The sequence below is a fragment of the Archangium sp. genome, from assembly GCF_045802675.1.
Lineage (GTDB): Bacteria > Myxococcota > Myxococcia > Myxococcales > Myxococcaceae > Archangium.
On the sequence record NZ_JBJMQO010000035.1, the window covers coordinates 87,170 to 109,697 of the forward strand.

Annotated in this window: 22 protein-coding genes and 1 tRNA gene; 10 read left to right on the forward strand and 13 right to left on the reverse strand. The window is 69.8% G+C overall.

Translation table 11 applies throughout. From position 1 onward, the window contains the following. Positions 1–82: 82 nt before the first annotated feature. The 3 genes from ACJ8AN_RS10475 to ACJ8AN_RS10485 all read left to right on the forward strand — a co-directional run bounded on the left by ACJ8AN_RS10475 (position 83) and on the right by ACJ8AN_RS10485 (position 4,108). Positions 83–1,774 (forward strand): hypothetical protein, encoded by a 1,692-nt coding sequence (locus tag ACJ8AN_RS10475; RefSeq protein WP_407755144.1) that lies wholly within the window; start codon positions 83–85, stop codon positions 1,772–1,774. A 42-nt stretch (positions 1,775–1,816) separates the two neighbouring features. Next, entirely contained in the window at positions 1,817–2,695 is an 879-nt protein-coding gene (locus ACJ8AN_RS10480; protein ID WP_407755145.1) for a DUF4846 domain-containing protein, read from the forward strand. Positions 2,696–2,782: 87 nt separating this feature from the next. Then, positions 2,783–4,108, forward strand: coding sequence for a sensor histidine kinase (locus ACJ8AN_RS10485; protein WP_407755206.1), 1,326 nt, complete (start codon positions 2,783–2,785; stop codon positions 4,106–4,108). A gap of 24 nt (positions 4,109–4,132) precedes the next feature. On the opposite strand, the gene omp85 is transcribed toward ACJ8AN_RS10485, so the two are convergent. Then, positions 4,133–5,353 (reverse strand): Omp85 family outer membrane protein, encoded by a 1,221-nt coding sequence (omp85, locus tag ACJ8AN_RS10490; RefSeq protein ID WP_407755146.1) that lies wholly within the window; start codon positions 5,351–5,353, stop codon positions 4,133–4,135. A gap of 152 nt (positions 5,354–5,505) precedes the next feature. Between omp85 and ACJ8AN_RS10495 the strand changes: the two genes are divergently transcribed. After that, the gene (locus ACJ8AN_RS10495) at positions 5,506–7,110 is read left to right on the forward strand and encodes an alkaline phosphatase family protein (RefSeq protein WP_407755147.1); all 1,605 of its coding nucleotides are present in this window, start codon (positions 5,506–5,508) and stop codon (positions 7,108–7,110) included. Further along, positions 7,107–8,189, forward strand: coding sequence for a lysylphosphatidylglycerol synthase transmembrane domain-containing protein (locus tag ACJ8AN_RS10500; protein ID WP_407755148.1), 1,083 nt, complete (start codon positions 7,107–7,109; stop codon positions 8,187–8,189). Before ACJ8AN_RS10495 ends, ACJ8AN_RS10500 begins: the two co-directional genes overlap by 4 nt. A gap of 63 nt (positions 8,190–8,252) precedes the next feature. Here ACJ8AN_RS10500 and ACJ8AN_RS10505 read toward each other — a convergent pair. From ACJ8AN_RS10505 to ACJ8AN_RS10535, 7 genes are all read right to left on the reverse strand, one after another. Then, positions 8,253–8,336: transfer RNA gene (locus tag ACJ8AN_RS10505), tRNA-Leu, on the reverse strand. 94 nt (positions 8,337–8,430) lie between these two features. Beyond that, entirely contained in the window at positions 8,431–8,808 is a 378-nt protein-coding gene (locus tag ACJ8AN_RS10510; RefSeq protein WP_407755149.1) for a 2Fe-2S iron-sulfur cluster-binding protein, read from the reverse strand. Position 8,809: 1 nt separating this feature from the next. Further along, complete coding sequence (gene hscA, locus ACJ8AN_RS10515) at positions 8,810–10,654, reverse strand: Fe-S protein assembly chaperone HscA (protein ID WP_407755150.1); 1,845 nt, start codon at positions 10,652–10,654, stop codon at positions 8,810–8,812. After that, positions 10,651–11,217 (reverse strand): Fe-S protein assembly co-chaperone HscB, encoded by a 567-nt coding sequence (gene hscB, locus ACJ8AN_RS10520; RefSeq protein ID WP_407755207.1) that lies wholly within the window; start codon positions 11,215–11,217, stop codon positions 10,651–10,653. Before hscB ends, hscA begins: the two co-directional genes overlap by 4 nt. Positions 11,218–11,397: 180 nt before the next feature. Then, positions 11,398–11,796, reverse strand: coding sequence for a HesB/IscA family protein (locus tag ACJ8AN_RS10525; protein WP_407755151.1), 399 nt, complete (start codon positions 11,794–11,796; stop codon positions 11,398–11,400). A 28-nt stretch (positions 11,797–11,824) separates the two neighbouring features. Continuing rightward, positions 11,825–12,223 carry a Fe-S cluster assembly scaffold IscU gene (iscU, locus tag ACJ8AN_RS10530; RefSeq protein WP_407755152.1) on the reverse strand — a complete coding sequence of 133 codons (399 nt, stop codon included), beginning with the start codon at positions 12,221–12,223 and terminating at the stop codon, positions 11,825–11,827. A gap of 110 nt (positions 12,224–12,333) precedes the next feature. Next, positions 12,334–13,695 carry an IscS subfamily cysteine desulfurase gene (locus tag ACJ8AN_RS10535; RefSeq protein ID WP_407755208.1) on the reverse strand — a complete coding sequence of 454 codons (1,362 nt, stop codon included), beginning with the start codon at positions 13,693–13,695 and terminating at the stop codon, positions 12,334–12,336. Positions 13,696–14,066: 371 nt separating this feature from the next. On the opposite strand from ACJ8AN_RS10535, the gene ACJ8AN_RS10540 reads away from it, so the two are divergent. Then, complete coding sequence (locus tag ACJ8AN_RS10540; protein ID WP_407755153.1) at positions 14,067–15,821, forward strand: SPFH domain-containing protein; 1,755 nt, start codon at positions 14,067–14,069, stop codon at positions 15,819–15,821. A 186-nt stretch (positions 15,822–16,007) separates the two neighbouring features. On the opposite strand, the gene map is transcribed toward ACJ8AN_RS10540, so the two are convergent. Together map and ACJ8AN_RS10550 are read right to left on the reverse strand one after the other, a co-directional pair. Next, positions 16,008–16,991 (reverse strand): type I methionyl aminopeptidase, encoded by a 984-nt coding sequence (gene map / locus ACJ8AN_RS10545; RefSeq protein WP_407755154.1) that lies wholly within the window; start codon positions 16,989–16,991, stop codon positions 16,008–16,010. A gap of 8 nt (positions 16,992–16,999) precedes the next feature. After that, the gene (locus tag ACJ8AN_RS10550) at positions 17,000–17,566 is read right to left on the reverse strand and encodes a DUF3267 domain-containing protein (protein WP_407755155.1); all 567 of its coding nucleotides are present in this window, start codon (positions 17,564–17,566) and stop codon (positions 17,000–17,002) included. 171 nt (positions 17,567–17,737) lie between these two features. On the opposite strand from ACJ8AN_RS10550, the gene ACJ8AN_RS10555 reads away from it, so the two are divergent. Continuing rightward, positions 17,738–17,869, forward strand: coding sequence for an ATP-binding protein (locus tag ACJ8AN_RS10555; RefSeq protein ID WP_407755156.1), 132 nt, complete (start codon positions 17,738–17,740; stop codon positions 17,867–17,869). Positions 17,870–18,036: 167 nt separating this feature from the next. Here the strand turns inward: ACJ8AN_RS10555 and ACJ8AN_RS10560 are convergent, their stop codons facing one another. Together ACJ8AN_RS10560 and ACJ8AN_RS10565 are read right to left on the reverse strand one after the other, a co-directional pair. Further along, on the reverse strand, positions 18,037–19,269 hold the full coding sequence (locus ACJ8AN_RS10560) for a DUF1990 family protein (RefSeq protein ID WP_407755157.1): 1,233 nt from the start codon (positions 19,267–19,269) through the stop codon (positions 18,037–18,039). 1 nt (position 19,270) lies between these two features. Next, positions 19,271–19,891, reverse strand: a complete 621-nt coding sequence (locus tag ACJ8AN_RS10565; RefSeq protein WP_407755158.1) for a DUF1990 family protein — start codon at positions 19,889–19,891, stop codon at positions 19,271–19,273. Positions 19,892–20,000: 109 nt separating this feature from the next. On the opposite strand from ACJ8AN_RS10565, the gene ACJ8AN_RS10570 reads away from it, so the two are divergent. Continuing rightward, a complete protein-coding gene (locus ACJ8AN_RS10570; protein WP_407755159.1) occupies positions 20,001–20,291 on the forward strand; it encodes a hypothetical protein in 291 nt (96 codons plus the stop codon). A gap of 7 nt (positions 20,292–20,298) precedes the next feature. Here the strand turns inward: ACJ8AN_RS10570 and ACJ8AN_RS10575 are convergent, their stop codons facing one another. Next, entirely contained in the window at positions 20,299–20,763 is a 465-nt protein-coding gene (locus tag ACJ8AN_RS10575; RefSeq protein WP_407755160.1) for a hypothetical protein, read from the reverse strand. A gap of 117 nt (positions 20,764–20,880) precedes the next feature. Here ACJ8AN_RS10575 and ACJ8AN_RS10580 point away from each other — a divergent pair, with 117 nt between their 5' ends. Both ACJ8AN_RS10580 and ACJ8AN_RS10585 read left to right on the forward strand, forming a co-directional pair. Next, on the forward strand, positions 20,881–21,330 hold the full coding sequence (locus ACJ8AN_RS10580; RefSeq protein ID WP_407755161.1) for a MaoC family dehydratase: 450 nt from the start codon (positions 20,881–20,883) through the stop codon (positions 21,328–21,330). A gap of 89 nt (positions 21,331–21,419) precedes the next feature. Next, positions 21,420–22,466 (forward strand): methyltransferase domain-containing protein, encoded by a 1,047-nt coding sequence (locus ACJ8AN_RS10585; RefSeq protein WP_407755162.1) that lies wholly within the window; start codon positions 21,420–21,422, stop codon positions 22,464–22,466. Positions 22,467–22,528 lie beyond the last annotated feature (62 nt).

A 22,528-nucleotide genomic window follows, 5' to 3' on the forward strand; every position in this document is an offset into this window, starting at 1 on the left:
CGGCCCGACCGGTACCCAAGGCCCCACAGGTCAAACCGGGCAGACGGGAGCGCAGGGGTCCGAGGGCCTCAAGGCACTCGTCGTGACCTCGGCCGAGCAGCCGGGCTCCAACTGCGCGGCGGGCGGTATGCGGCTCGTGGTGGGCACCGACGCCAACCGCAATGGCGCCCTCGATGACGCGGAGATCGATCCCGCGCTCACCCGCTTCATCTGCAACGGGACGAAGGGCGCTGACGGTGCCACGGGCGCCAACGGCGTCAACGGCGCCAATGGTGCGGACGGGTTGAGCACGCTGGTGACGACCACGCCCGAGCCCGTGGGCACCCACTGCCCGGCGGGCGGCACCCGGGTGCAGGTCGGACCCGATGCCAACCGCAACGGCACGCTCGACACCACCGAGGTGGTGGACTCGTTCACCCAGTACGTCTGCCACGGCGCGAAGGGCCTGGACGGTGCAGCGGGCGCCAATGGGACCAACGGTACGAATGGCAAGGACGGCACCAACGGCACCAATGGCAAGGACGGCATCAATGGCACGAACGGCACCAATGGAGTGGATGGGTTGACCACGCTGGTGGTGACCACCGCCGAGTCCGTGGGCTCCACCAACTGCCCGGCCGGTGGCACCCGGATGCAGGTGGGACGCGATGCCAATCGCAATGGCACGCTCGACACGGCCGAGATGGATGCCTCGCTCACCCGCTATGTCTGCAACGGTTCTCCGGGCGCCAAGGGCGACAAGGGCGACCCCGGCGTCATGTACGTGCGCACCAGGGTGGTCAACCCGGGCGCCACGGACCTGGACAGCGGCAATGCGCTGCGCGCCGCCATCGCGGGCATCACCGATGGCAAGACGTGGCGGGTCAAGCTCGAGCCGGGTGTCTATGACCTCGGCACCTCGGCGCTCGTGCTCAAGCCGGGCATCCAGCTCGAGGGCTCCGGAGAGACGAGCACCTTCCTGCGCGCTTCCGTCGACTCGACCAGCCAGGGCACCGTGGTGGGGGCCGCGGGCGCCGGGCTGAGCTCGCTCTCCGTGGAGAACACCGGCGGGGGCGCCAACGTCTTCGCCATCTACAGCACGGCGGCGGACTTCGGGCTCCACGATGTCACCGCCATCGCTCGCAATGGCGCCACCCGGAGCTGGGCCATCGTGCTCTTCAATTCGACGGGCACCTTCCAGCACGTGCGCGCCCTCGGGTACAGCAGCGGCGCCAGCGACGGCTATCCCAGCGGCTTCCGTTGCTATACCTGCACCGCGAACCTGCTGGAGTCCTATGCCGAGGCGAATGGCGATACCAGCAGCGCCAACACCCAGACCGTGGGCCTCTACACCAGTGGTGGGACTGTCTACCTGCGCAACGTGACCTCCAAGGGCAGCGGTGCCAGCACCAACTGGGGCGTGTACGCCCAGGGCGACGCGGTGCTCGTCAACGTGGAGGCCATCGCCAGCGGTGGGAGCGACAACTCGGGCCTCACCGTGCAGGACGGCTCCGTCAACGTGCGCAACAGCACCCTGAGCGCGAGCTCCGGGACGGCCACCAACGAGGGCCTCGGCTCCTTCAACAGCGGCACCACACCCCGGACCATCACGGTCCAGAACACCGTCATCTCGGGCGGCTCCACCGGCGTCTTCCGCGCGAAGTACTTCGACCTGCGCCTCGCCCAGACTCAGGTCTCCGGTCCCCTCCTGCAGACCTCCGTGGCCGGAGCCGGCAAGTACACCTGCGTCGGTCTCTACGACGGCGGCTTCGCGCCCATCGTCTCCTGCCCCTGAGTTTCGGGAGGTGGGGTGTCGGAGCATGATGGGAGGACCCTCATGACCCAGACACCCCACCGCCCGTGGTTGCTCGTCCTGCTCGCCGCCCTCCTGGGCCTCCCGGGAGTCTCACGGGCGGGCTCCGCGCAACCCCACGCTCCCACGCGCGAGGAGCGGGCCCGCTATGCCTGGCTCTCCGCCGAGCACTCCATCCGCCCGCTCGCCGAGGCCCTTCCTCCTCCCTCCGGCTACGCACGGGTACCGGTGGAAGAGGGCTCCTTCGGGGCATGGCTGCGCGGCCTGCCCCTGCGTCCGGCGGGCACTCCGGTGAGGGACTTCTCGGGCGGGCAGGTGCTCGCCGGGGATGACGGGGCGCTCGCGGCGGTGGCCGAGCTGGACGTGGGCCCGGCGAACCTCCAGCAGTGCGCGGACTCCATCATCCGCCTCCACGCCGAGTGGCTGTGGTCTAGCGGCCAGAAGGAGCGCATCGCCTACCCCTTCACCAGCGGGCACCTGGCCTCGTGGAGCCGCTACGCCGCGGGCGAGCGCGCCCGCGTGTCCGGCTCCAAGGTGACGTGGGTGAAGGGGGGGCCGGCGGATGGCTCGCGCGCCTCGTTCCGCGCGTACCTGGACCTGGTCTTCACCTACGCGGGGACGCTGTCCCTGGCCGCCAAGACGCAGCGCCCCTCGCGCGAGGACGTGCGGCCCGGAGACTTCTTCGTGCTCGGCGGCAGCCCCGGCCATGCGGTGCTGGTGCTGGACGTGGCGCGCAACTCCGAGGGCAAGCACGTGGCGCTGCTCGGCCAGGGCTTCCTCCCGGCTCAGGACTTCCACGTGCTCTCTCCGGGCGAGGACGGCCCCTGGTTCTCGCTGGATGCCTCCGAGGTGGCCACGCCCTTCTGGAAGCCCTTCGCCTGGTCCGCGCTCCGCCGGTTCTAGGAACGTCCGCCCGCTCGTTTCCCCCTCGGACGGCCACGACGGCCAGTCTGCCCGCGCGGTGACCCGCCATTTAGGTTGCAAGGTGTGATGACCAAGGCGGCGATAACAGGTCGGCCCCGCACCCCTTGGCGGCCCGTCGCCGTCTATGCCGTCATCGCCGCGCTGTGGATCATGTTCTCGGACATGCTCGCCGCGCTGGTGGCGCGCAGCGTGGGCCACTTCACCCTGGTGGAGATCCTCAAGGGCTGGCTGTTCGTCGCCGCCACCTCCGTCCTGCTGTACGCCCTCATCCGGCGGGACACCGCGGCCCTGCGCCGCTCCGAGGCCCTCCACCGCACGAGCCTGGAGAGCATGGCCGATGCGCTCTTCCTCATCGACGCCCAGGGGCGGATCGTGGAGGCCAACAGGGCCGTGCGGACAATGGCCGGGCTGGCCGTGGAGGCGATGCCGGAGGACATCGAGCGGTTGATCGACGTGCTCGACATCCGCCATCCGGATGGGCGCCGCATCACACCGGACGAGGCCCCCAGCCGGAGGGCCTTGAGAGGGGAGACGGTGCGCGAGGAGGCGTTGCAGTTCCGGCGCCCGGGCGGAGAGGTGCTCCACATCCAGGTGACGGCCTCTCCCGTCGCCGCCGAAGAGGGCGCGGAGCCCGCGCTGGCGGTGGTGGTCATCCGCGATGTGACGGCGCTCAAGCGCCTGGAGCGGATGCGCGACGAGTTCCTCTCCGTCGCCGCCCACGAGCTGCGCACGCCCATCACCACCATCAAGGGCTATGCCCAGCTGCTGGACCGGTGGACGCCGGGCGGGCACGAGCCCCGGGAGGGCAAGGCCTTCAAGATCCTCAACCACCAGAGCGATCGGCTCAGCGAGCTGGTGCAGGAGCTGCTCGAGGTGTCCCGGCTCCAGCTCGGCCGGCTGGAGCTGCGGCGGCAACGCTTCGAGCTGGGTGGGCTGGTGGGAGAGGTCATCGAACGCATGCGCGGCGTGTCCTCCCTGCACCGGTTCGTCCTGCACCAGCAGGGGCCCATCCTCGTCGACGCGGACCCGGATCGAATCGAGCAGGTGCTCACGAACCTGTTCGATAACGCCATCAAGTATTCACCGGACGGCGGAGACATCGAGGCCACGGTGGGCGTCCGCGAGGGCCTGGCGGTGGTGTCGGTGAGGGATCAGGGAATGGGCATTCCCCGGGAGCGGCAGGGCCAGCTCTTCGAGCGCTTCTACCGGGCCCATGCCGGGCTCGGCACGGACCGGGGCGGCATGGGGATTGGTCTGCACCTGAGCGAGCAGATCCTCCAACGGCACGGCGGGCGCATCTGGTTCGAGAGCGAGGAGGGCAAGGGCTCGATGTTCGCATTCAGCCTGGCGCTGGCCGAGCCGGTGCACGACGAGCAGGGGGCCCACCCGTGAGGCGCGCCCGGGGCGGGTGCGGCTTCAGAACATGTGGCCGAAGTTGAGGTACACGCGGCTGCGGCCCGACTCCGGGGACAGGGCCCAGTCGAAGCGCACCACGGCGGCGCGCCGGGTGAGACGCAGGCCGGCGCCCACGCCCGGGTGCCACTTCCACCACGGGCCGTCCACCACGTTCGGGTGCCACACGCGCCCCAGGTCCACGAAGGCCACGCCGCCGGCAATCACGGGCGAGCCGAACAGCTTGAAGTCGAAGGCCCGGAAGCGCAGCTCCGTGTTGGTGAAGGCCTTGATGTTGCCGGCGAAGCGGTTGCGCTCGATGCCGCGCACGCTGCTCATGCCGCCGATGCCCTCGGAGGTGCTCACCCCGCCTGTGTTCACCCACTCGAAGAAGGGCACCTCGCCGAAGAGCATGTCGAGCGTCAGCCGCTGCGCCAGCACGAAGCGCGGGCCGAGCTGCCAGTAGCGCCGCTCGCTCAGCGTCACGCCCGCGTACTGGTAGCGGCTGCCCGTGGCGCTCCCCGACACGCGCAGGGCCACCTCCTCCACGCCGCCGCGCACGGGATCCGACTCGTTGTCGCGCGTGTCCCAGAGCACGCCCGCCATGAGCTGCCCCGTGGGCCCGCCCTCGATGCCCACCGGCTTGAGCTGCGCCAGCGCCGAGGCCTCGAAGGGATCCACCTCCGTGTACCGCCACGCGTAGCCCACATAGGACTGGAAGGGGTGGTTCTCCCCCCAGGGCCGGCCGCGCAGACGCACGAAGGCGCCGGGCGAGTTGCGTGTGTAGTTGTACTGCTTCTGGGACTCGTCGCCGTTGAAGCCCTGCGCGGACACGTTGCCCGGCCCGTAGAAGGGGCTGAGCAGCTCGCGCCGGTACTCCAGGCGCAGCTCCAGCCGCATGGGCCCGATGAGCTGCGGCCCGTCGTAGCGCAGGTAGTGGCTCTGCTGTCCGCGGCTGGTGAACATCACCTGCAGGGCGAGGCCGTGCTGGTACGGCTTGTGGCCCGGCGCGTACAGGTAGGCGCCCGCCACGCCGCCGTACGTGAAGCCCAGGTCCGAGTTGTAGCTCACCAGCGGGAGCACGATGGCGTCGACGCCCTTCTCCTTCTTCGGCGCGGACTCGGCCGGAGCGGAAGTCGTCGCGGCGGCGGAGGCCGTGGCGTTGGGGTCTGGGGCGATCGCGGCACTTGGGGGCGCGGTCGGGGTGGTGGCCAGCGTCGTCAACAGCAGCGCGGTCGTGAGCATCACACCTCAAAGTGGGACGCCAACAACTCAACGGACCCCGGTGACATTCTGGGGGCCTGCCCGCTCGGCCGCTCACCAGCGGGCCCTCTCGCACCCCCGGCTGGCGGCTTCCCCCGTGCGCATCATGGCCCGGGGGGAGGGGAGGCGAGACCGTGAACGAAGTCATCATCCCGCAGCTGAGGTGCTGGGCCCGAGAGTATGTGAAGCGTGTGGGGGCGAAGGTCGCCCCGCTGCCGGTGTCGCGCCGGCGCAAACTGCTCGTCGTCCACCTGGACGGAGTGCCCAAGAATCACCTGGAGGAGGCCGTCCGCACCGGACGCATGCCCTTCTTCTCCAAGCTCATCCGCTCGGGTGAGTACGCCCTGGACGATGCGTTCTGGGGCTCGCCTGCCTCCACGCCCTTCTTCCAGGCGGGCTTCCTCTATGGCCTGCGCCATCCCAACCTGCCGGCCTACAGCTGGTTCGATCGGGAGCTCGGCCGCAAGGTGCAGATGAACACCCCGACGGACACGCTCGCCGTGGAGTCGCGGCTGGGCATGCGCTCCGGCAGGAGCCTGCTGTCCGGGGGCGGACATACCTACTTCTCGCTCTTCCAGGCCGAGGCCGGCAACCACCTGTGCATGAGCACGCTGGCCAGCTACAAGCTGATGACGCGCAGCTTCAAGTACGAGATGGAGGGCATTCTGGCGGCGCGCACGCAGACGCCCTTGAGCTACCTGCGCTCGCTGGGCAAGGACGCGTGGAACGCCTTCACCGAGGTGTACCGCTGGGGCCGTGCGCTGCGCGACTGGCGCCACGAGAGCGGCTTCCTCATGAGCCGCGTGCTGCTGCAGCGGCTCGGGTGGAGCTTCGCGCACACCAAGGCCCTGGTGGACATGGTGCGCGGCGTGCCCTCCATCTACCTCGTCTACGGCAACTATGACGAGGTGGCCCACCGCCGCGGTCCGCGCTCGGAGCAGGCGCTCGCGGAATTGCAGCGCGTGGACGCCTACCTCGCCGAGCTCCACGCCGTGGCCCACACGGTGGAGCCCGGCTACGACGTCATCTTCCTCACGGACCACGGCCACGTGGACAGCCACCCCATCGAGCAGCGCGGGGGCCAGCGGCTCGAGGACATTCTGTTGGGCGGTGAGCCGCTGCCGCTCTCCGAGGACGTGGCGCGCGGGCTGCTCAACGGCCGGCCGCACCCGGTGGACGTGGGGGCCCACGCGCCGGGAGAGCCGGTGGTCGTCGAGTCCGGCAACTTCTCGCACGTCTACCTCACGCGCGAGCGCGAGCCGCTCGAGGCCACGCAGCTGGTGGCGCGCCACCCGGAGGTGCTCGCCAGGGCCATGTGCCATCCGGACATCGCCATCGTTGCGCTGCGCCGGGGGGACTCGGCGGTGGCCGTCATCGACGGGGGCGTATACGGGCCGGACGAAATCGACAGCGCGCCGCTGGCGGCGGAGTTCTCGAAGCGGGCGGTGGCGGACTTCCTGCGCGAGCTGCCCCATATGTCCACGGCGGGAGATCTGGTGCTCTTCGGCCAGGCGGTGCCGCGCGGGGGCACGGTGGGCTTCGCCTGGGAGTTTGGCTCGCACGGCGGCCTGACACGCACGGAGACGTCCAGCCTCATCTGCTGGCCGCGCTCGCTGCCGGTGGACCTGTCCGCGATGAGCCACTGCACGCAGCTGCACGAGCGGCTGTCCGAGGTGTACCGCGAAGACGGCGCCCGGCCGCTGGTGAGCACGGAGACGAGGTGGGCGGAGGCGACATGAAGCGCCCGGCGGGCCGCACGTACCTCAAGGTCCTGGCGGTGGTGGTGGGGGTGGTGCTGTCCGCCTTCCTCATCTCCAGTGCCTTCTTCCAATGGCACCCGACGGGGGGCGGGCCGCTGCTCACCCCGCGCTTCCCGCTGCGGAAGTTCGTGGAGGACCTGCCCGGCCACCTGCCCTGGCTCATTCCCTTCCTGCTGCTGTCCGCGTCCATCATCCCGGCGCGGGCGGCGCAGTGGCAGACGACGCTCAACAAGCCGGTGCCCTTCCGCGAGCGCTACCACCTGGTGGCCATTGGCGCCTTCACCCACAACGCGCTGCCCGGGAAGCTGGGGGACTTCATCCGCTCCTTCCTGCTGTCGCGCACCCAGCGCATTCCCTTCCTGCAGTCGCTGGGCTCGGTGGCGGTGTGCAAGCTGCTGGAGTTCGCCGCGCTGATGGGGCTGGTGGCCCTGTCCTTCGCCGGGCCCTTCGGCGCCACCATGTCCCACTTCGCGGGGCCGCTGCGCATCGCCGTGGGGCTGTGCGTGGTGCTGGTGGTGCTGGTGGTGCTGCTGGCCCACTACGCGCTGCCGCTCGCGCGGATGCTGGAGCGCAAGCACAAGCTGCCGCGGGTGAGCCACCTGCTGGGGCACGTGTCCGAGGGCCTGGGCACCGCGCGCAGCTTCCGGGGCATGGCCAAGGCGCTGCTCTTCTCCCTCCCATCCGTGCTGGCGCCCGCGCTGGCCTACGGCATGGCGCTGAGGGGCATTGGCGTGCGCGGTGGCCTCTTCGCGGGGACGGTGGTGCTGGGGGCTATCGCGCTCGGCCAGTCACTCCCCGGGGTGCCGGCGGGCATGGGCATCTACTACTTCGTGACGAGCTGGGCGGCGCGCAACCTGGGGGCCTCGCCCGAGGACGCCGCGTCCTTCTCCCTCCTCACCCACCTGGGCACGGTGCTGAGCCAGGTGGGGGTGGGGGCGCTGTCCGTGCGCCTGCGCGGCATCCGGATTCGAGACCTGCGCAAGGGCGGCAGTCTGGCGCGCGAGGCCGCCAGCCACGTGGCCCACGAAGCGGTGGAGCCCGTCCACGTCCCGGGCTGAGAGCGGGAAGCGGGGTGCTGAAAACGAAAAAGGCCCCGACTTTTCAGTCGGAGCCTTTTTCAGTGCCCAGGAGAGGACTCGAACCTCCATGCCCTTGCAGGCGCTAGACCCTGAATCTAGTGTGTCTACCAATTCCACCACCTGGGCAGGCGGTGCGTTGCGCTCGGCGGTGCGTTGCGTCGCGTCGACGGGTGCGGTGTATAGATGCCTGAACCGTCCCCGTCAAGCAGTTGTTTCAACCTCACTTCTTCAACGGCCATTTCCCCTCGGACTCGAGCCGGCGCCGGACGGCGGGGTTCTCGTCCATGAAGGCCGTGAGGGACTCTTCGGTAATTTCCACGAAGACGTCCTCATTCCCCAGCTCGGTCTGGCAGGACAGGCGGGAGTACGGGCGCACGTCGAAGCCCATGTCCAGCCGGTCCATCTCCTGGTCCGTCTGTTCGGAGAGCGTTTCGAGGCCCTTGCGTACCCAGATGTGGCAGGTGGAGCAGGCGCAGACCCCGCCGCAGGAGTGACCCACCTGGGCGCCGACCTTCTCGGCGGCGTCCAGCAGGGTGGTCCCCGTCGTCACCTCCACGGTGACGTCATCCAGGGGGCTCTTGAAGTGGACCTTGGGCACGTCAGAACTCCTCGACCGAATGGCCCGCGACGACCTTCGTCAGGGCCTGGTTCATCACCCGCTCGACGAAGGGCTTGCACACCTCGTCCAGGGCGTGGATGGACTCCTCGAGGGCGTGGGAGTCGTTCCCCTTCGCCACCTCGCGCACCTTGGCCATGGCGGCCTCGATGACGGGGCGCTCCCCCTCGGACAGCAGGGCGGCGTGCGCCCCGAGCTGCCGCTCGGCCTCGGTGAGGACGCGCTCGGCCTCCACCCGCTGCTCGCGCAGCTGGCGCACCTGCACGTCGTCCTCGGCGTGGTCGATGGAGTCGAGCAGCATCTGCTCGATTTCCTCGTCGGTGAGGCCGTGGCTGGGCTTCACGGTGATGGACTGGGTGGTGCCGGTGCTCTGCTCCTTGGCGGTGACGGCGAGGATGCCATCGGCGTCCACCTGGAAGCGCACCTCGACGCGGGCCATACCGGCGGGCAGGGCGGGAATCCCACCCAGCGTGAAACGCGCGAGGCTGCGGCAGTCCTCCACCAGCTCGCGCTCGCCCTGGAGCACGTGCACGTCCAGGCCCGTCTGCCCGTCCTTGAAGGTGGTGAAGACCTGGGCCGCGGCGGTGGGGATGGTGGAGTTGCGCGGAATGAGCTTCTCCACGAGTCCCCCCATCGTCTCCAGGCCGAGCGACAGCGGAATGACGTCCAGCAGGAGCACCTCGTCCTGCCGGTCCACGTTGGTGAGGAGGTCCGCCTGCACGGCCGCCCCGAGCGCCACCACCTGGTCCGGGTCGATGTCGCTGAGCGGCTCGCGGCCGAAGAGCTCGGCGACGAAGCGGCGCACCGCGGGCACCCGGGTGGCGCCGCCCACGAGGATGACGCCGTCCAGCTCCGAGGCCGTCACCCCCGCGTCCTTGAGGGCGCGGCGGCACACCACGCCCGTCTTCTGGATGAGCGGGCGGATCCACTCCTCGAAGTCCGGGCGGCGCAGCGTCTGCGTGTGCGCGCCCGCGGTGAGCTCCACCTCGGGCGCGTCGGTGAGGGCCTCCTTGGCCCCGCGCGAGGCGGCGAGCACCTCGGCCACGAGCGTGGGGGTGGGGGAGGACTGGCCCATGGCCTCGAGCACGCGCTGGGCGATGGCCCGGTCGAAGTCGTCGCCACCGAGCGCCGAGTCACCGCCGGTGGACTTCACCTCGAAGACGCCGTCCACCAGCTTGAGGATGGAGACGTCGAAGGTGCCGCCGCCGAGGTCATAGACGGCGTAGGTGCCCTGGCTGCCCTTGTCCAGGCCGTAGGCGAGCGCCGCCGCGGTGGGCTCGTTGAGCAACCGCAGCACGTCCAGGCCCGCGAGCCGGCCCGCGTCCTTGGTGGCCTGACGCTGGGCATCGTCGAAGTAGGCGGGCACGGTGATGACGGCCTGCTCCACCCGGCCGGCGAAGTGCGACTCGGCCCGGCGCTTGAGGGCGCGGAGGATTTCGCCGGACACCTCGATGGGCGTCACCGGCTGGCCGCCGGTCACGTCGAAGCGCACCACCTTGCCGCCGCTGGCGAACTTGTAGGCCCCCAGCTTGCGCGTCTCCGCGTCCTCCGGGCTGCGGCCCATGAAGCGCTTCACGGAGAGGATGGTGTCCGTCGGGTGCTCGGGCGCGAGCGCCTTCGCCCGCGAGCCAACCACCACGCCCCCGTCCTTCCCGTAGTGCACCACCGAGGGCAGGAGGTTGGACTCGCCCTCGTCCGCCACGAGGCAGCGGGGCTTGCCCTGGATGACGCTCGCCACCAGCGAGTTCGTCGTCCCCAGGTCGATCCCCACCGCATGCCCCTTGGGCTTGAGTGGGTCGTGAATCTGCAGGTAGCCGTTCTTGCTCACGCCAGCATCTCCTCCTCGAAGGCTTCCACCTGCTCGAGGAAGCGCGTGAAGTACCGCACCCGTCCCAGCGCGTGCGATGCCTTTTTCACCGAGGACTCGACCGGCACGCCCTTTTCCAGGGTGCGCAGCGTGTCCACGGCCTCCTGCAGGGCGGCCTTGCGGCGGGCCTCCACGTCCCCGGCCATCTTCTGGGCCCGCGCCAGAGCCTTGGCCTCCATCGCCTCGTCGAGCGCCTCGCGCAGCTCCATCACCTCCTCGAGGAACTCGAGGGGCATGTCCTTCTGCGCTCCGGCGTCCTCCCGCTCCAGGTCCACCCCGTACAGCTTCAGCAGGTAGAAGGCCCGCTTCGTGCCGTCCTTGAGCGTCTTGAAGGCCTCGTTGAGCGCCGTCGTCTGCTCCAGCGACAGCCGGCGCTCGCGCGCCTCCGCCTGGGCGAACCGGTCCGGGTGCAGCCGCAGCGACAGCTCCCGGTACTGCTTTTCCAGCGAGGGGACGTCCACGTCGTACGTCCGGGGCAGGCCGAAGGCATCGAAGTGCGTCGCCCCGGGCGGGCGGGCCGCGATCTTCCCGCAGGCCGCGCAGAACGGGCGCCCCGCCGTGTCCTTCTCACAGTTCCAGCACTTCACTTCATGTCCCCTTTCCGGGGAAAGACTCCGGGGAAAGACTCCGGGCAAACACAAAGGGCAAACACAAAGGGCCCGGCTTGCCTCGGCCGAGCCCTCAGGTGACTCCTTGTCCTACGCTCAGACCGAGAAGCTCTCTCCGCAGCCGCAGGAGCCCTTCACGTTGGGGTTGTTCAGCTTGAACCCCGCCGCCATCAGCGTGGACTCGTACGCGATCTCCGTGCCCAGCAGGTACAGGTAGCTCTTCGGATCCACGAAGACCCGCACCCCGTCCCGCTCGAAGATCTTGTCCTTCTCGCGCGGCTTCTCCGCCCACTCCATCACGTACGCCAGCCCCGAGCACCCGCCGCCTCGCACCGCGATGCGCAACCCCGCCTCGGGCGTCTGCCGCTCGGCCAGCAGCTTCTTGAGCTGCTCCACCGCGCTGTCGTGCAGCGTGATGCCGCGCGCCGGCTTCGCGGCCGGGGCGGCAGGCGTCGTCTGCGTCTGGCTCGTCTCTAGGGTCGCCTGCTCGCTCATCGCGCTCCTCCTCCTCCGTGGGTACCGCTCACGCCTTCTGCTGGCGCGCCTCGCGCTTCTTCTTGAAGTCGTCGATGGCCGCCTTGATGGCGTCCTCGGCCAGCACCGAGCAGTGGATCTTCACCGGCGGAAGCGCCAGCTCGCGCGCCACGTCCTTGTTCGAAATCGTCATCGCCTCGTCCACCGTCTTGCCCTTCACCCACTCGGTGACGAGCGAGCTGGAGGCAATGGCGGAACCGCAGCCGAAGGTCTTGAACCGGGCATCCTCGATGATGCCCTCGTCGGTGATCTTCAGCTGCAGGCGCATCACGTCGCCGCACGCCGGAGCCCCCACGAGGCCCGTGCCCACGTTGGGGTCGGCCTTGTCGAGCGTGCCGACATTGCGGGGGTTCTCGTAGTGGTCGATGACTTTGTCGCTGTAGGCCATGCTTGACTCCGTACTCTCTTGGAAGCCTTGTCACCGGGTCCGTCGCCCGGCAACCGTGCCGGGGTCGGGAGCCCGCCTGCCCTCCTACCAGGGGAGGGCCCAGGACGGGGCTAGTGCGCCGTCCACTCGATGCTCTTCAGGTCGATGCCTTCCTTGGCCATCTCGTACAGAGGGCTCATCTCGCGCAGGCGGTTCACCTTGTCCACCATGAGCTTGATGACGTAGTCGACCTCTTCCTCGGTATTGAAGCGGCCCAGGCCGAAGCGGATGGAGCTGTGCGCCAGCTCCTCCTCCACGCCGCACGCGCGCAGCACGTACGAGGGCTCCAGCGACGCGGACGTGCACGCCGAGCCCGAGGACACCGCCACGTCCTTGATGGCCATCATCAACGCCTCGCCCTCCACGTAGGCGAACGAGATGTTGAGGTTGCCCGGCAGCCGGTGCTCCAGCGAGCCGTTCACCATCACCATGTCCAGCTGGTCCGTGATGCCCTTGTGCAGCTTCTCGCGCAGGCGCAGCAGGCGCGCGGACTCGTCGGCCATCTCCTGGCGGGCGAGCTCCGCCGCCTTGCCGAAGCCCACGATGGCCGCCACGTTCAGCGTGCCCGAGCGCATGCCGCGCTCATGGCCACCGCCGTCGATGATGGGGGCGATGCGCACGCGCGGCTTGCGGCGCACGTAGAGCGCGCCCACGCCCTTGGGGCCGTACATCTTGTGCGAGGTGACGGACGCCAGGTCGACGTGCATCTCCTCGACGTTGAAGGGCACCTTGCCAATGCCCTGCACCGCGTCGCAGTGGAAGAGGATGCCCTTCTGGCGGCACAGCTTCCCGATCTCCGCCACGGGCTGCACGGTGCCGATCTCGTTGTTGGCGAACATGATGGAGACCAGGATGGTCTTGTCCGTCATGGCCGCCTCGAGCTTCTTGAGGTCGACCCGGCCGTCCTTCTCCACCTCGAGGTAGGTGACGCGCGCGCCACCCGTGGGCAGCTCGGCCCACTGGCGGTACACGCTGTCGTTGTCCAGCTCGTGCTTGATGGACAGCTCGGCGAGGTGGTCGCGCGACACGGGAGCGCCGGTCAGCTGCGCCAGCCGCATCAGCTTCAGCTCGTCCAGCCGGTCCTGCCGCACGCGCTCCAGGCGCTTGCAGGTGTCGAGCACCGCCTTGTGCTCGGTCTTCAGGGTGATGATGTGGTCACCCTTGTCCTTGTAGAACTCGACCACGCCCTTGATGGCGAGGTTGTCGGACTCGGTGGCGCCCGAGGTGAAGACGATCTCCTTGTCGGACGCGCCGATGAGCGCCGCCACCTGCTTGCGTGCCACTTCCACCGCCGCCTCGGCCTTCCAGCCGAACGCGTGGTTGCGCGACGCGGCATTGCCGAAGTCCTCACGGAGATACGGCATCATCGCCTCCAGCACCCGCGGATCCAGCGGGGTGGTGGCGTGGTTGTCCATGTAGATGGGCAGCTTCAGCATCTCGGTAAACCTTCCGGGCAACTGTCCGTCCCCTCGCCACGGGTGCCGGTAACCCCGCGAGGCGGCCAGGTGCTCCTACATGGGCACACCTAATGTGGACTGGACCGGTCAATTATAAAATCGGGACCCCCCCGGTCAAGCTGACATAAGGAGCGGGCGTCCCAGGCTGTATCAACCGCGAATCGGACCGATTCAGTCCTCTATATCCGTTCCTATACCTCAAGTGCACCGCTCCGGGGCGATCCACTTCGGGGCACGTGCGCCAGCCTGGAGCACCCCCCGCGGCCAAGTGCGCGATTTCAGGGCAGCGCCGCGTTGGCCGACAGGCTGCAATTCCCGGAGTCCGCGACTTTCGGAGGGTGCGCCAGATGAGCACGAACGAGAAGCGGGCCGTGAAGCTGAACGCCGTGGGAGCCATGGAGCTGTCGGTGGGCGGGAGGGGCGAGCCGGCGCGGAGTGGCGGGGGCGAGCCGCCGCAGGGAGGCGGGGACGACTCGCGCCGCTACCAGGCGGGGTGGAGGGCGGGCAAGCCGGAGGAGGACCCGGAGAAGATGAAGAAGTGGGGCCTGGTGACGGCGCGGCCGAGCGAGTTCCTCATCCACATGCGCCGGGGCCGCGTGCGGGACGTGAGCGGGCAGGGCGCCTCGTGCTTCAAGCTGCCGGGCGACGCGGTGGCCATCGTCCCCACGAGCGTGCAGAGGCTTCAGTTCACCGCGGACCAGGTGACGAGCGAGAAGGCGGGCGTCCAGGTGACGGGCCTGGCGGTGTACCGGATTGTCGACCCGCTGGTGGCCTTCCGGATGCTCAACTTCTCGTTCCCGGAGCGGGCGCAGCAGAAGCTGGCGGAGCTGCTGCGCGAGATGTTCGTGGGCGCGGTGCGGCGGCTGGTGGCGAACCTGTCGGTGGAGGAGTGCCTCTCCAAGCGCAAGGAGGGCATCGCCACGGAGCTGATGCGGGAGATTGCCCCGGTGGTGTCGGGCAAGGGGCGGCTGGAGGACCGCAGCGACTCGGGGTGGGGCGTGGTCCTGGACACGATTGAAATCCAGGACGTGCGGGTGCTGTCGGACACGGTGTTCGCCAACATGCAGGCGCGCTTCCGCCAGGAGCAGGAGCGGGTGGCGCGCGAGGCGGAGCTGGCCAAGGAGCGCTTCATCCGCCGGGAGGAGGCGGAGGCGGAGCGGCAGATCGCCCTGACGCGGCTGGCGACGGAGGAGGAGGTCCGGCACAAGCGGCAGGAGGCGGAGGAGCAGGCGAAGCTGGAGTCGCTGGCGGTCGAGTCGCGCGTGGAGGAGGCGCGGGTCGCCAAGGAGCGCGGCACGCGGCAGGCGCAGGTGTCGCTGGAGCGCGAGACGGCGCTGGCGAAGCTGAACGCCGAGCTGGAGGTGCGCGAGCAGAAGGCGAAGGCGGAGGAGTCGCAGAAGCTGACGCAGCTCGAGGCCGAGCGGCGGATGGCGGAGGCGAAGCTGGCGCAGGAGCGGGCGCTGGCGGCGTCGCGCGCGCAGGCGGAGCTGGAGAAGCTGAAGCTGGAGCAGCAGGCGCAGCAGGCGAAGCTGGCCAACGAGCGGGCGCTGGATGCCGCGGAGGCGCAGGCGGAGCTGGAGCGGTTGCGGCTGGCGCAGGAGGCGGAGGCGGCGAAGCTGGCGCACGAGCGGCAGACGGCGGTGGTGCGGGCGGAGGCGGAGCTGGAGAAGCTGCACCAGGAGCAGCAGGCGCAGGCGGCGCGGCACGCGTCGATGATGGCGGTGCTGCAGCAGGAGTCGGAGCGGGCGAGGGCGCAGGCGAAGGTGGCGGAGGCGCGGTGCGCGATCGCCGAGGCGGAGCTGGCCATGGCGGAGATGGACGCGCGCAAGGCCCGGATTACCCAGGATCCGGAGCTGGCGCGGGTGCGTGCGATGCGGGAGATCGAGAACACGCTCTCGCCGGAATCCATCCAGCTGGTGCTGGCGCAGCAGTTGCCGCAGGTGGCGGCGGCGTTCCAGCAGAAGATGGGCGAGGTGCACGTGACGGCGGTGGATGGAGCCAACCCGTTCGGCTACATCGCGGCGGCGGTGGAGGGCGTTATGGGCCTGGCGCGTTCGGCGGGTCTGCAGGTACCCACGCCGAAGAAGGACCCGGCCGCCTAGTTTCGCCCTCTTACCCCCCCTCCCTCTCCCACCGGGCGAGGGTCGGGTTGACCCCGTTTCACTTCTACGCGCGTAGAACCGGAATGGACCCCCCCGGTTTCACTTCTACGCGCGTAGAACCGGAATGGACCCCCCCGGTTTCACTTCTACGCGCGTAGAACCGGAATGGACCCCCTCCGTTTCACTTCAATCCACCCGGGTGAGGATCTCCGCGCCATCGCGCGTCACGTGGATGGTGTGCTCGAACTGAGCCGAGCGCCTGCCGTCCGCAGTGACCACCGTCCACCCATCATCCCAGTCCTGGTGCTGGACGGTGCCCATGGTGAGCATGGGCTCGACGGTGAAGAACATGCCCTCCTCGATGATGTCGGTCGCGTGGGGGTCGAAGTAGTGGCAGACCTGCGGCTCGCTGTGGAACACCTCGCCGATGCCGTGCCCGCAGTAGGAGCGCACCACCCCGTAACCGTGGCGGGTGGCGTGGGCGTCGATGGCCCGGCCGATGACGTTGATGGGCAGACCGGGCTTCACCGCCTCGATGCCCAGCATCAGGCACTCGCGGGTGACGCGGAGCAGCTGCTCGGAGGCCGCGTCGATCTTCCCCACGGGGAAGGTCGCCGAGCAGTCCCCGTGCATCCCATCGAGGTAGATGGTGATGTCGAGGTTGACGATGTCCCCGTCCTCGAGCTGCCGGCTGTCCGGGATGCCGTGGAGGATGATCTCGTTGACCGAGGTGCAGAGGGACTTGGGGAACCCGTGGTAGCCCAGCGTGCTCGGGTAGCCGCCCCGGCGGATGTACTCCTCGTGCGTGAGGGCATCGAGCGCGTCCGTGGTGACGCCCGGCTTCACGGCGGCCCCCGTCACCTGGAGCACCTCGGCGGCGGCGCGGCAGGCCTTCCGCATCCGCTCCAGCCGGGTCGCCGGATCGCTCTTCACGAAGGGGCCCGGACGGCCGGAGTCGGCATAGTCGGGCCGGGGGATGTGCGCGGGCACCGGACGGCGCGGGCTCACCACGCCCGGCTTCACACGGCGCGAGGCGGGAACGGGGGCGCGGGCCTGCGAATCCTCGCCGCGGTGGCACTTCTTGTACTTGTTCCCGCTTCCGCACCAGCAGGGCTCGTTGGGGCCGGGCAGCTTCGCGGGGGGCAGGACGGGCGTGGGGGTCGTGCTCATGGGGGCTCTTATACAGGCGGGAGGATGCGGCAGCCCACCTCGGTGGGATGGTCGATGACCCGGGCGTCTCCGGGCACCCGGCGGAGGGCCCACAACAGGCTCGCGTCGCCTCCCGCCAGACCCAACTCCAACACGCCAAAGAGGGTGAGGGCTCCCCAACCGGAGCCCAGGCCCACCACGGCGGGCAGCACGCCGAGCACCAGGCCGGGCAGGGCCCCCGCCAGCCGGTAGGCACGAGCCGTGAGGGGGATTTCGCAGTGCGCGTAGGGCATCAGCCTCGCCCACTGGATGCCGTACTTCACCTCCCCGGGCCTGGCACCGCCGAGCCGGTAGCCGAGCCCATGCAGCCCCTCATGGACGAAGAAGGACAGCCCGACGAGCGGCCAGAAGAGGAACCCCATCGAGGGCACCGGCAGCTCGTCCCAGAGCCACGCGTGGGGCACGAGGAAGACGGCCCCGGCCGCGAGGAACACGAGCACGGCGAAGACGTTGGCGAAGGCGAAGGGGACGGTCGCGTCGACGGCGGGCGTCGTTGCTTCTGCCTGGACGGTATCGGGCGGTGGGGCTGTCTGCATGGACGCAAGGGCGGGTTCGGTAGCCGGCCCGGGCGCGATGTTACATTGGGTCCCCGTATGACGGCTGACTCCTCCGGGCCGCGGGCCCTGCTTCGGGTAAACAGGAAGCACTTCCTCGTCTGTGCGGCGCTCGTGGTGGGAGGTGCCTTCCTCAAAACCAGGCTCCCCCACATGGGGCTCCCCCTGTACCGCGAGTACGCGTCGCGCGCCGGGGGCTCGCTCCACGCGGAGAATCTCCCCGAGGGGGGCTCCCGCTTCGTCCTGGTATTGCCCGAGGCGCCGACGCCCGCGGCGGTGGCCTGAGCGCTACTCCCCGGGTCTTCCCGAGCGGGGCGGGCCGCTCCTACCGTGCTTCCGCAGCCGTGCGAGCAGGTAGAGCGTGCCGCGCGCCAGCAGCACGAGCAGCGCCACCACCAGCAGGGCCGGCAGGAAGAGCGGAAGGTTTCTCCCGCCCGCTCGCGGAGCCCGCTTCAGTGCAGGGCGGTGAGCAGCCTGCCTCCGAGCGCGACGGCCACGGCGTCCTCCACCAGTCCCGCCACCACGTTGGGCAGGCCCAGCCGTTGCGTCGCGAGCTGGCGCAGCTTGTAGAAGGCGAAGGACGAGGCCACGGCCGCCGCCGCGCCGAGCACGGCCCGTCCGACGGACAATTTCCGGTGGGGCGCGGCCACGGCGGCCCCCGTCATCGCGCCGGACAGGGCCCGAGCCAGCAGCGACGGCGGGGAGATGCGCGCGGGGATCCACGGCGTCTTGTCGGCGGCCAGCTCACCGGCGGCCAGCACCGTCAGCACGCGCGCGACCCGGGGAGACGCGAGCGCATGCGCACGTCCCTCGGGGGCCTCGATGGGCTCCCGCGAGAGTTGTTGGCTGAGCAGGGCGGGCGCGCTGAAGCTCCGCATGCCCGCCAGCACTCCGAAGCCCACGGTCGTCAGCAGTCTGTCCCGTCTCACGCGCTCCACCTCCCGCTCGACACCGCTCAACCGGCGGCCCGAGCCTCGCTGTGAATAGAACTGCACCGGCTTGTGCCCCACCCGTAGCTCCGCGTGCACCAGCTCCTCGGCATCGGGGTGGCGCTCCAGGTGGCCGGTGCGCAGCAGCTCTCTCAGCCGCGCATGGGCCAGGTGATGCCACGCGCGCTGATAGCGCCGCCCCACCAGCTCGAAGCCCACGTAGCTCCACCAGTTGGGGAAGTGGCCCTCTCGCCACGAGGCCTGGATGTGGAAGCGCAGCTCACCGCTCGCGTGGTCCTTGCTCAGGAGGAACCACTCCCGCCCGGCCTCGATGTGTCCCCACAGCGTGTCCAGCCGGAAGCCGAACACCGTGTGCGCCTCCGTCCGCTCCGTGCGGACGGCGCCGATGCGCACCGGGCAGAGGTAGTGCAGCCCCATCGTCTTCAGCTCGAGCATCACCGGGCGTCGCTCCAGCGGAGTGGAGGCGTCGAAGTGCGCGTGCACGATGCGGGGGTCGGAGAAACCGTAGTGGAGGACGGCGTGCTTCAACCTGTCTAAGGCGTCCTCCGCGGACGGCGGGCCCGGGCGAGCTCTCGCGATGACGGCCTGCGACTCCACCTGGCTCCAGCCGTGCTCGAGCGTCATCTCCTCCTCGGCCGCCTCGAAGTTGAGGGGGAGGGTGGTGGCCCGCTCGAGCCGCGCCGTCACCTCGTCCCGCGTCCAGCCCCGCAGCCAGCGCCACTCGACGTCCGTCATCTCAGTCTCCCCGCGCGAGGAAGGTGGGGCCCTGGACGTCATCCGCGCTCTCGTGCTCCTGCTCCATCACGGCCGTCTCCGCATGGATGAAGCCGATGACACCCTCGCCCACGGTGAGGGCCACGGTGTTCACGAAGTCCGTCCAGGTGTTCGTCTGCATGGCCTCGCCGCCCGTGCGGAACCCCAGGTACTTCACCCGCGAGCCCGAGCGTGCCCGGCTGCGGATGTGGAAGATGACGTCGCCCCGCGCATTGCGGTAGGCGCCGAAGGTGATGCGGCCCGCTTCCGGGTGTCCGGTCAGGGTGGCCATGGTGAGGCTCTGTGCATCCCGGTGGATGATGCGCACGTGGAAGGTGCCCGCCCCGCGGATCTTCACCTCCAGCTCGTCGCCCCGCTCGAGCGGCGCGTGGTCCCGCCCGTCCTCGCGCGAGAAGACGACCAGCTCCTCCGGGGCGAGCTCCGCGAAGCGCGAGGCCACCAGCTCCATCAGCTCCGAGGGCGAGCAGGTGCAGCCCTCGATGAGGGCCCAGTAGTCGCGCTGGAGCAGTGGGCCGGCGCCCTCCACGGCGGAGAGCAAGCCGTCCAGCAAGCCATCCCCTGCACCCGTGCCTGCTTCCTCCATCTCGCCGCCTCCCCCGGTCGTCCTCAATATGGTGCGGAGGGCAAGGTTTGGCGCCGGGGCTCCATGAAGTGCCCCGTGAAGTGCCCCGTTCGGGCACGAGGAGGGCGGCATGCAGCAGGACATCAATCCGGCGAGCGAGAGATCGATGCGGGACTACCGGGCCGCGACGGTGATGCGGGCCGAGCACGACGAGGGCTCGTTCACCCGGCTGCTCGAGCAGCAGACGGCGAAGATTCCCTCGGACGTCTTCCTCTTCGCCAGCCTGTGCGCCATGGCCTTCTCGCTGGGCATGGAGCTGGCGCAGCGCACCCGGGCCAGCCGCTTCGTGGGCATGTGGGTGGGGCCCCTGCTCATCATGGGCGTCTACAACAAGATGGTGAAGACGTTCGGAGCGCGGTGAGCCCCGCTCAGCCGGCGCACTGTTCCGTGCGCACCGGGCCGTGGTGCTGCTGGACGCGGTGAGCGTCGAGAGGGTGTCCCGCGTCCTCCAGGCGCTTCGCCGTCCACTTCACCGCCTCGGGCAGGGAGGTGGTGGTGAAGTACGGACACGGCCGCGGGATGAAGTGGAGCACGAGGCTCGCCGCCAGTTGCATCAGGGGCGAGGTGATGACGGCGGCACAACCCAGCAACCGCGCGCGGAACAGCGCGTCGTACTGCCTCGAGAACGCCGTCAGCTTCTGGCGATGCTCGGCCGTCATCATCCGCACCTGGCGGGTATCGAGGATGAGCACGCACTTCTCTTCCCGCGCCAGGTAGCCGAGGAGCTGGGAGAAGTGCTCCTCCTGCTGCTGGAGCGAGGGTTGTCCCACGAACCGCGCCACCAGCAGGGGCCATTGCGAGTCGTCGATGCTGATGAAGTCCGAGGTGCCCATACCGTGAGGCGTATTTCTCGGGCATCGCGCGGCCGCCGTCAACGGACCGGGCCGTTATATTGCGGCGGGGGCGGACGCCGGGCCTGCCCCGGACCCGGCCCGAGGAACACAAAAGACATGCGCTACTTCGAGGACTTCCAGGTGGGCCAGGTGCACGAGCTCGGCTCGTACGAGGTGACGCGCGAGGAGATTCTCGCGTTCGCCCGGCAGTACGACCCGCAGCCCTTCCACCTCGACGAGGAGGCTGGCCGTCAGTCCATCTTCGGCGGCATCATCGCGAGCGGCTGGCAGACGGCCGCCATCTGCCACCGGCTGCTGGTGGGCTCGCTGCTGGCGGACTCCTCCAGCATGGGCTCGCCGGGCCTGGACGAGCTGCGCTGGCTGCGCCCGGTGCGCCCCGGGGACACGCTCTCCGCGCGCATCGAGGTGCTCGAGGCCACGCCCTCGCGCAGCAAGCCGGATCGCGGCTCGGTGCGCACGCGCATGGAGGTCCGCAATCAGCAGGGCGAGGTGGTGATGACCGAGAACGCCCTCGTGCTGTTCCGCCGCCGCGCCCCGGCCCCCTGACGCGGTTTTCCGCGGACGGGGTTGTCATGGAAGTCCGGCCAATCGTGTCAGTCCCGGGTGCTACGTAGGTGGCTCACAGGGGGACGGACATGACGCACGCTACTTCCACGCTCTCGCGCTCACTGGCGCAGCTCGAGCAGTTTCGCGCTCCGCTCTCGCAGGTGCTGCCCCGGCTGCGCTCGGCCGGACGGGTGGGGCTGCACGCGGGCGGATTGATGTCCGCCTGGGCCAGCGCGCTGCCCGTCGATGGGGTGGACCTCGCCTTCTTCAAGAACAGCTTCGCGGGCGCCATGGCGTTGCACGCGCGCGTGCTGGCGGACCCGGACAAGCGCGAGGCCCTGGCCCAGGCCGAGCGGGAGGACCTCTTCACGCTGCCGGTATTCCTCGCCTCGGTGCTCCCGGACCTCTGGCGCATCCGCTCCAAGCAGCGCGAGGAGCGCCAGCGTCTGCCGGTGGAGCCGCGCGACGTGTTTCCCTATCCGGACTACTACCTCAACGACTTCCACAACCAGGCCAACGGTGGGCTGTCGCTGCGCTCGGCGCTGACGTACGAGTGGCAGATCCGCCTGCTCTTCATGGGCGCCAACCGGCTCATGCGCCAGGGGCTCATCGACCAGATTCCCGAGGGGGATTACCTGGACGTGCTCGACGTGGCGTGTGGTCCGGCGACGTGGCTGGGCCAGGCGTGGGCGCAGAACCGGAGGCACCGCTACACGGGAATCGATCTCTCGCCGTCGTACCTGGAGGCGGCCCGGCTGCTGCGCCGCAAGGCCACGCTCCTGCAGATGAACGCCGAGCGGATGCTGCCGGAGTGGACGGGCCGCTTCGACCTCGTCACCTGTATCTGGCTCTTCCACGAACTGCCGGGGGAAGCCATGGAGTGCGTGGCCGCGGAGATGGCGCGGGTGCTCGAGCCGGGCGGGACGCTGCTCTTCATGGACGCCATCCAGGAGGCGGATGCCACCGAGGAGGAGCAGGGGGCCTTCCGGCACTTCCAGGTGTATTTCAACGAGCCCTACTTCGAGGACTACACGCGCACGGACCTGCCGGAGCTCTTCGCTCGCCACGGCCTGCGCGTGGAGCGGACGGAGCGCTGGTTCATGTCCAAGCTCCTGACGCTGCGCAAGGAGGAGTAGGGCAGGCGAGGGAGCACCCGGGCCCCGAGCGCGCGGGGCGGCTCTTCGGCTAGGGTTCGAGG

Bases quoted from the DNA above. Each gene is read 5' to 3' on its own strand.
- ACJ8AN_RS10480 (WP_407755145.1), top strand. From the start codon at position 1,817: ATGACCCAGACACCCCACCGCCCGTGGTTGCTCGTCCTGCTCGCCGCC.
- ACJ8AN_RS10485 (WP_407755206.1), top strand. From the start codon at position 2,783: ATGACCAAGGCGGCGATAACAGGTCGGCCCCGCACCCCTTGGCGGCCC.
- omp85 (WP_407755146.1), bottom strand. From the start codon at position 5,353: ATGCTCACGACCGCGCTGCTGTTGACGACGCTGGCCACCACCCCGACC.
- ACJ8AN_RS10500 (WP_407755148.1), top strand. From the start codon at position 7,107: ATGAAGCGCCCGGCGGGCCGCACGTACCTCAAGGTCCTGGCGGTGGTG.
- ACJ8AN_RS10525 (WP_407755151.1), bottom strand. From the start codon at position 11,796: ATGAGCGAGCAGGCGACCCTAGAGACGAGCCAGACGCAGACGACGCCT.
- iscU (WP_407755152.1), bottom strand. From the start codon at position 12,223: ATGGCCTACAGCGACAAAGTCATCGACCACTACGAGAACCCCCGCAAT.
- ACJ8AN_RS10540 (WP_407755153.1), top strand. From the start codon at position 14,067: ATGAGCACGAACGAGAAGCGGGCCGTGAAGCTGAACGCCGTGGGAGCC.
- map (WP_407755154.1), bottom strand. From the start codon at position 16,991: ATGAGCACGACCCCCACGCCCGTCCTGCCCCCCGCGAAGCTGCCCGGC.
- ACJ8AN_RS10550 (WP_407755155.1), bottom strand. From the start codon at position 17,566: ATGCAGACAGCCCCACCGCCCGATACCGTCCAGGCAGAAGCAACGACG.
- ACJ8AN_RS10555 (WP_407755156.1), top strand. From the start codon at position 17,738: ATGGGGCTCCCCCTGTACCGCGAGTACGCGTCGCGCGCCGGGGGCTCG.
- ACJ8AN_RS10560 (WP_407755157.1), bottom strand. From the start codon at position 19,269: ATGACGGACGTCGAGTGGCGCTGGCTGCGGGGCTGGACGCGGGACGAG.
- ACJ8AN_RS10565 (WP_407755158.1), bottom strand. From the start codon at position 19,891: ATGGAGGAAGCAGGCACGGGTGCAGGGGATGGCTTGCTGGACGGCTTG.
- ACJ8AN_RS10570 (WP_407755159.1), top strand. From the start codon at position 20,001: ATGCAGCAGGACATCAATCCGGCGAGCGAGAGATCGATGCGGGACTAC.
- ACJ8AN_RS10575 (WP_407755160.1), bottom strand. From the start codon at position 20,763: ATGGGCACCTCGGACTTCATCAGCATCGACGACTCGCAATGGCCCCTG.
- ACJ8AN_RS10580 (WP_407755161.1), top strand. From the start codon at position 20,881: ATGCGCTACTTCGAGGACTTCCAGGTGGGCCAGGTGCACGAGCTCGGC.
- ACJ8AN_RS10585 (WP_407755162.1), top strand. From the start codon at position 21,420: ATGACGCACGCTACTTCCACGCTCTCGCGCTCACTGGCGCAGCTCGAG.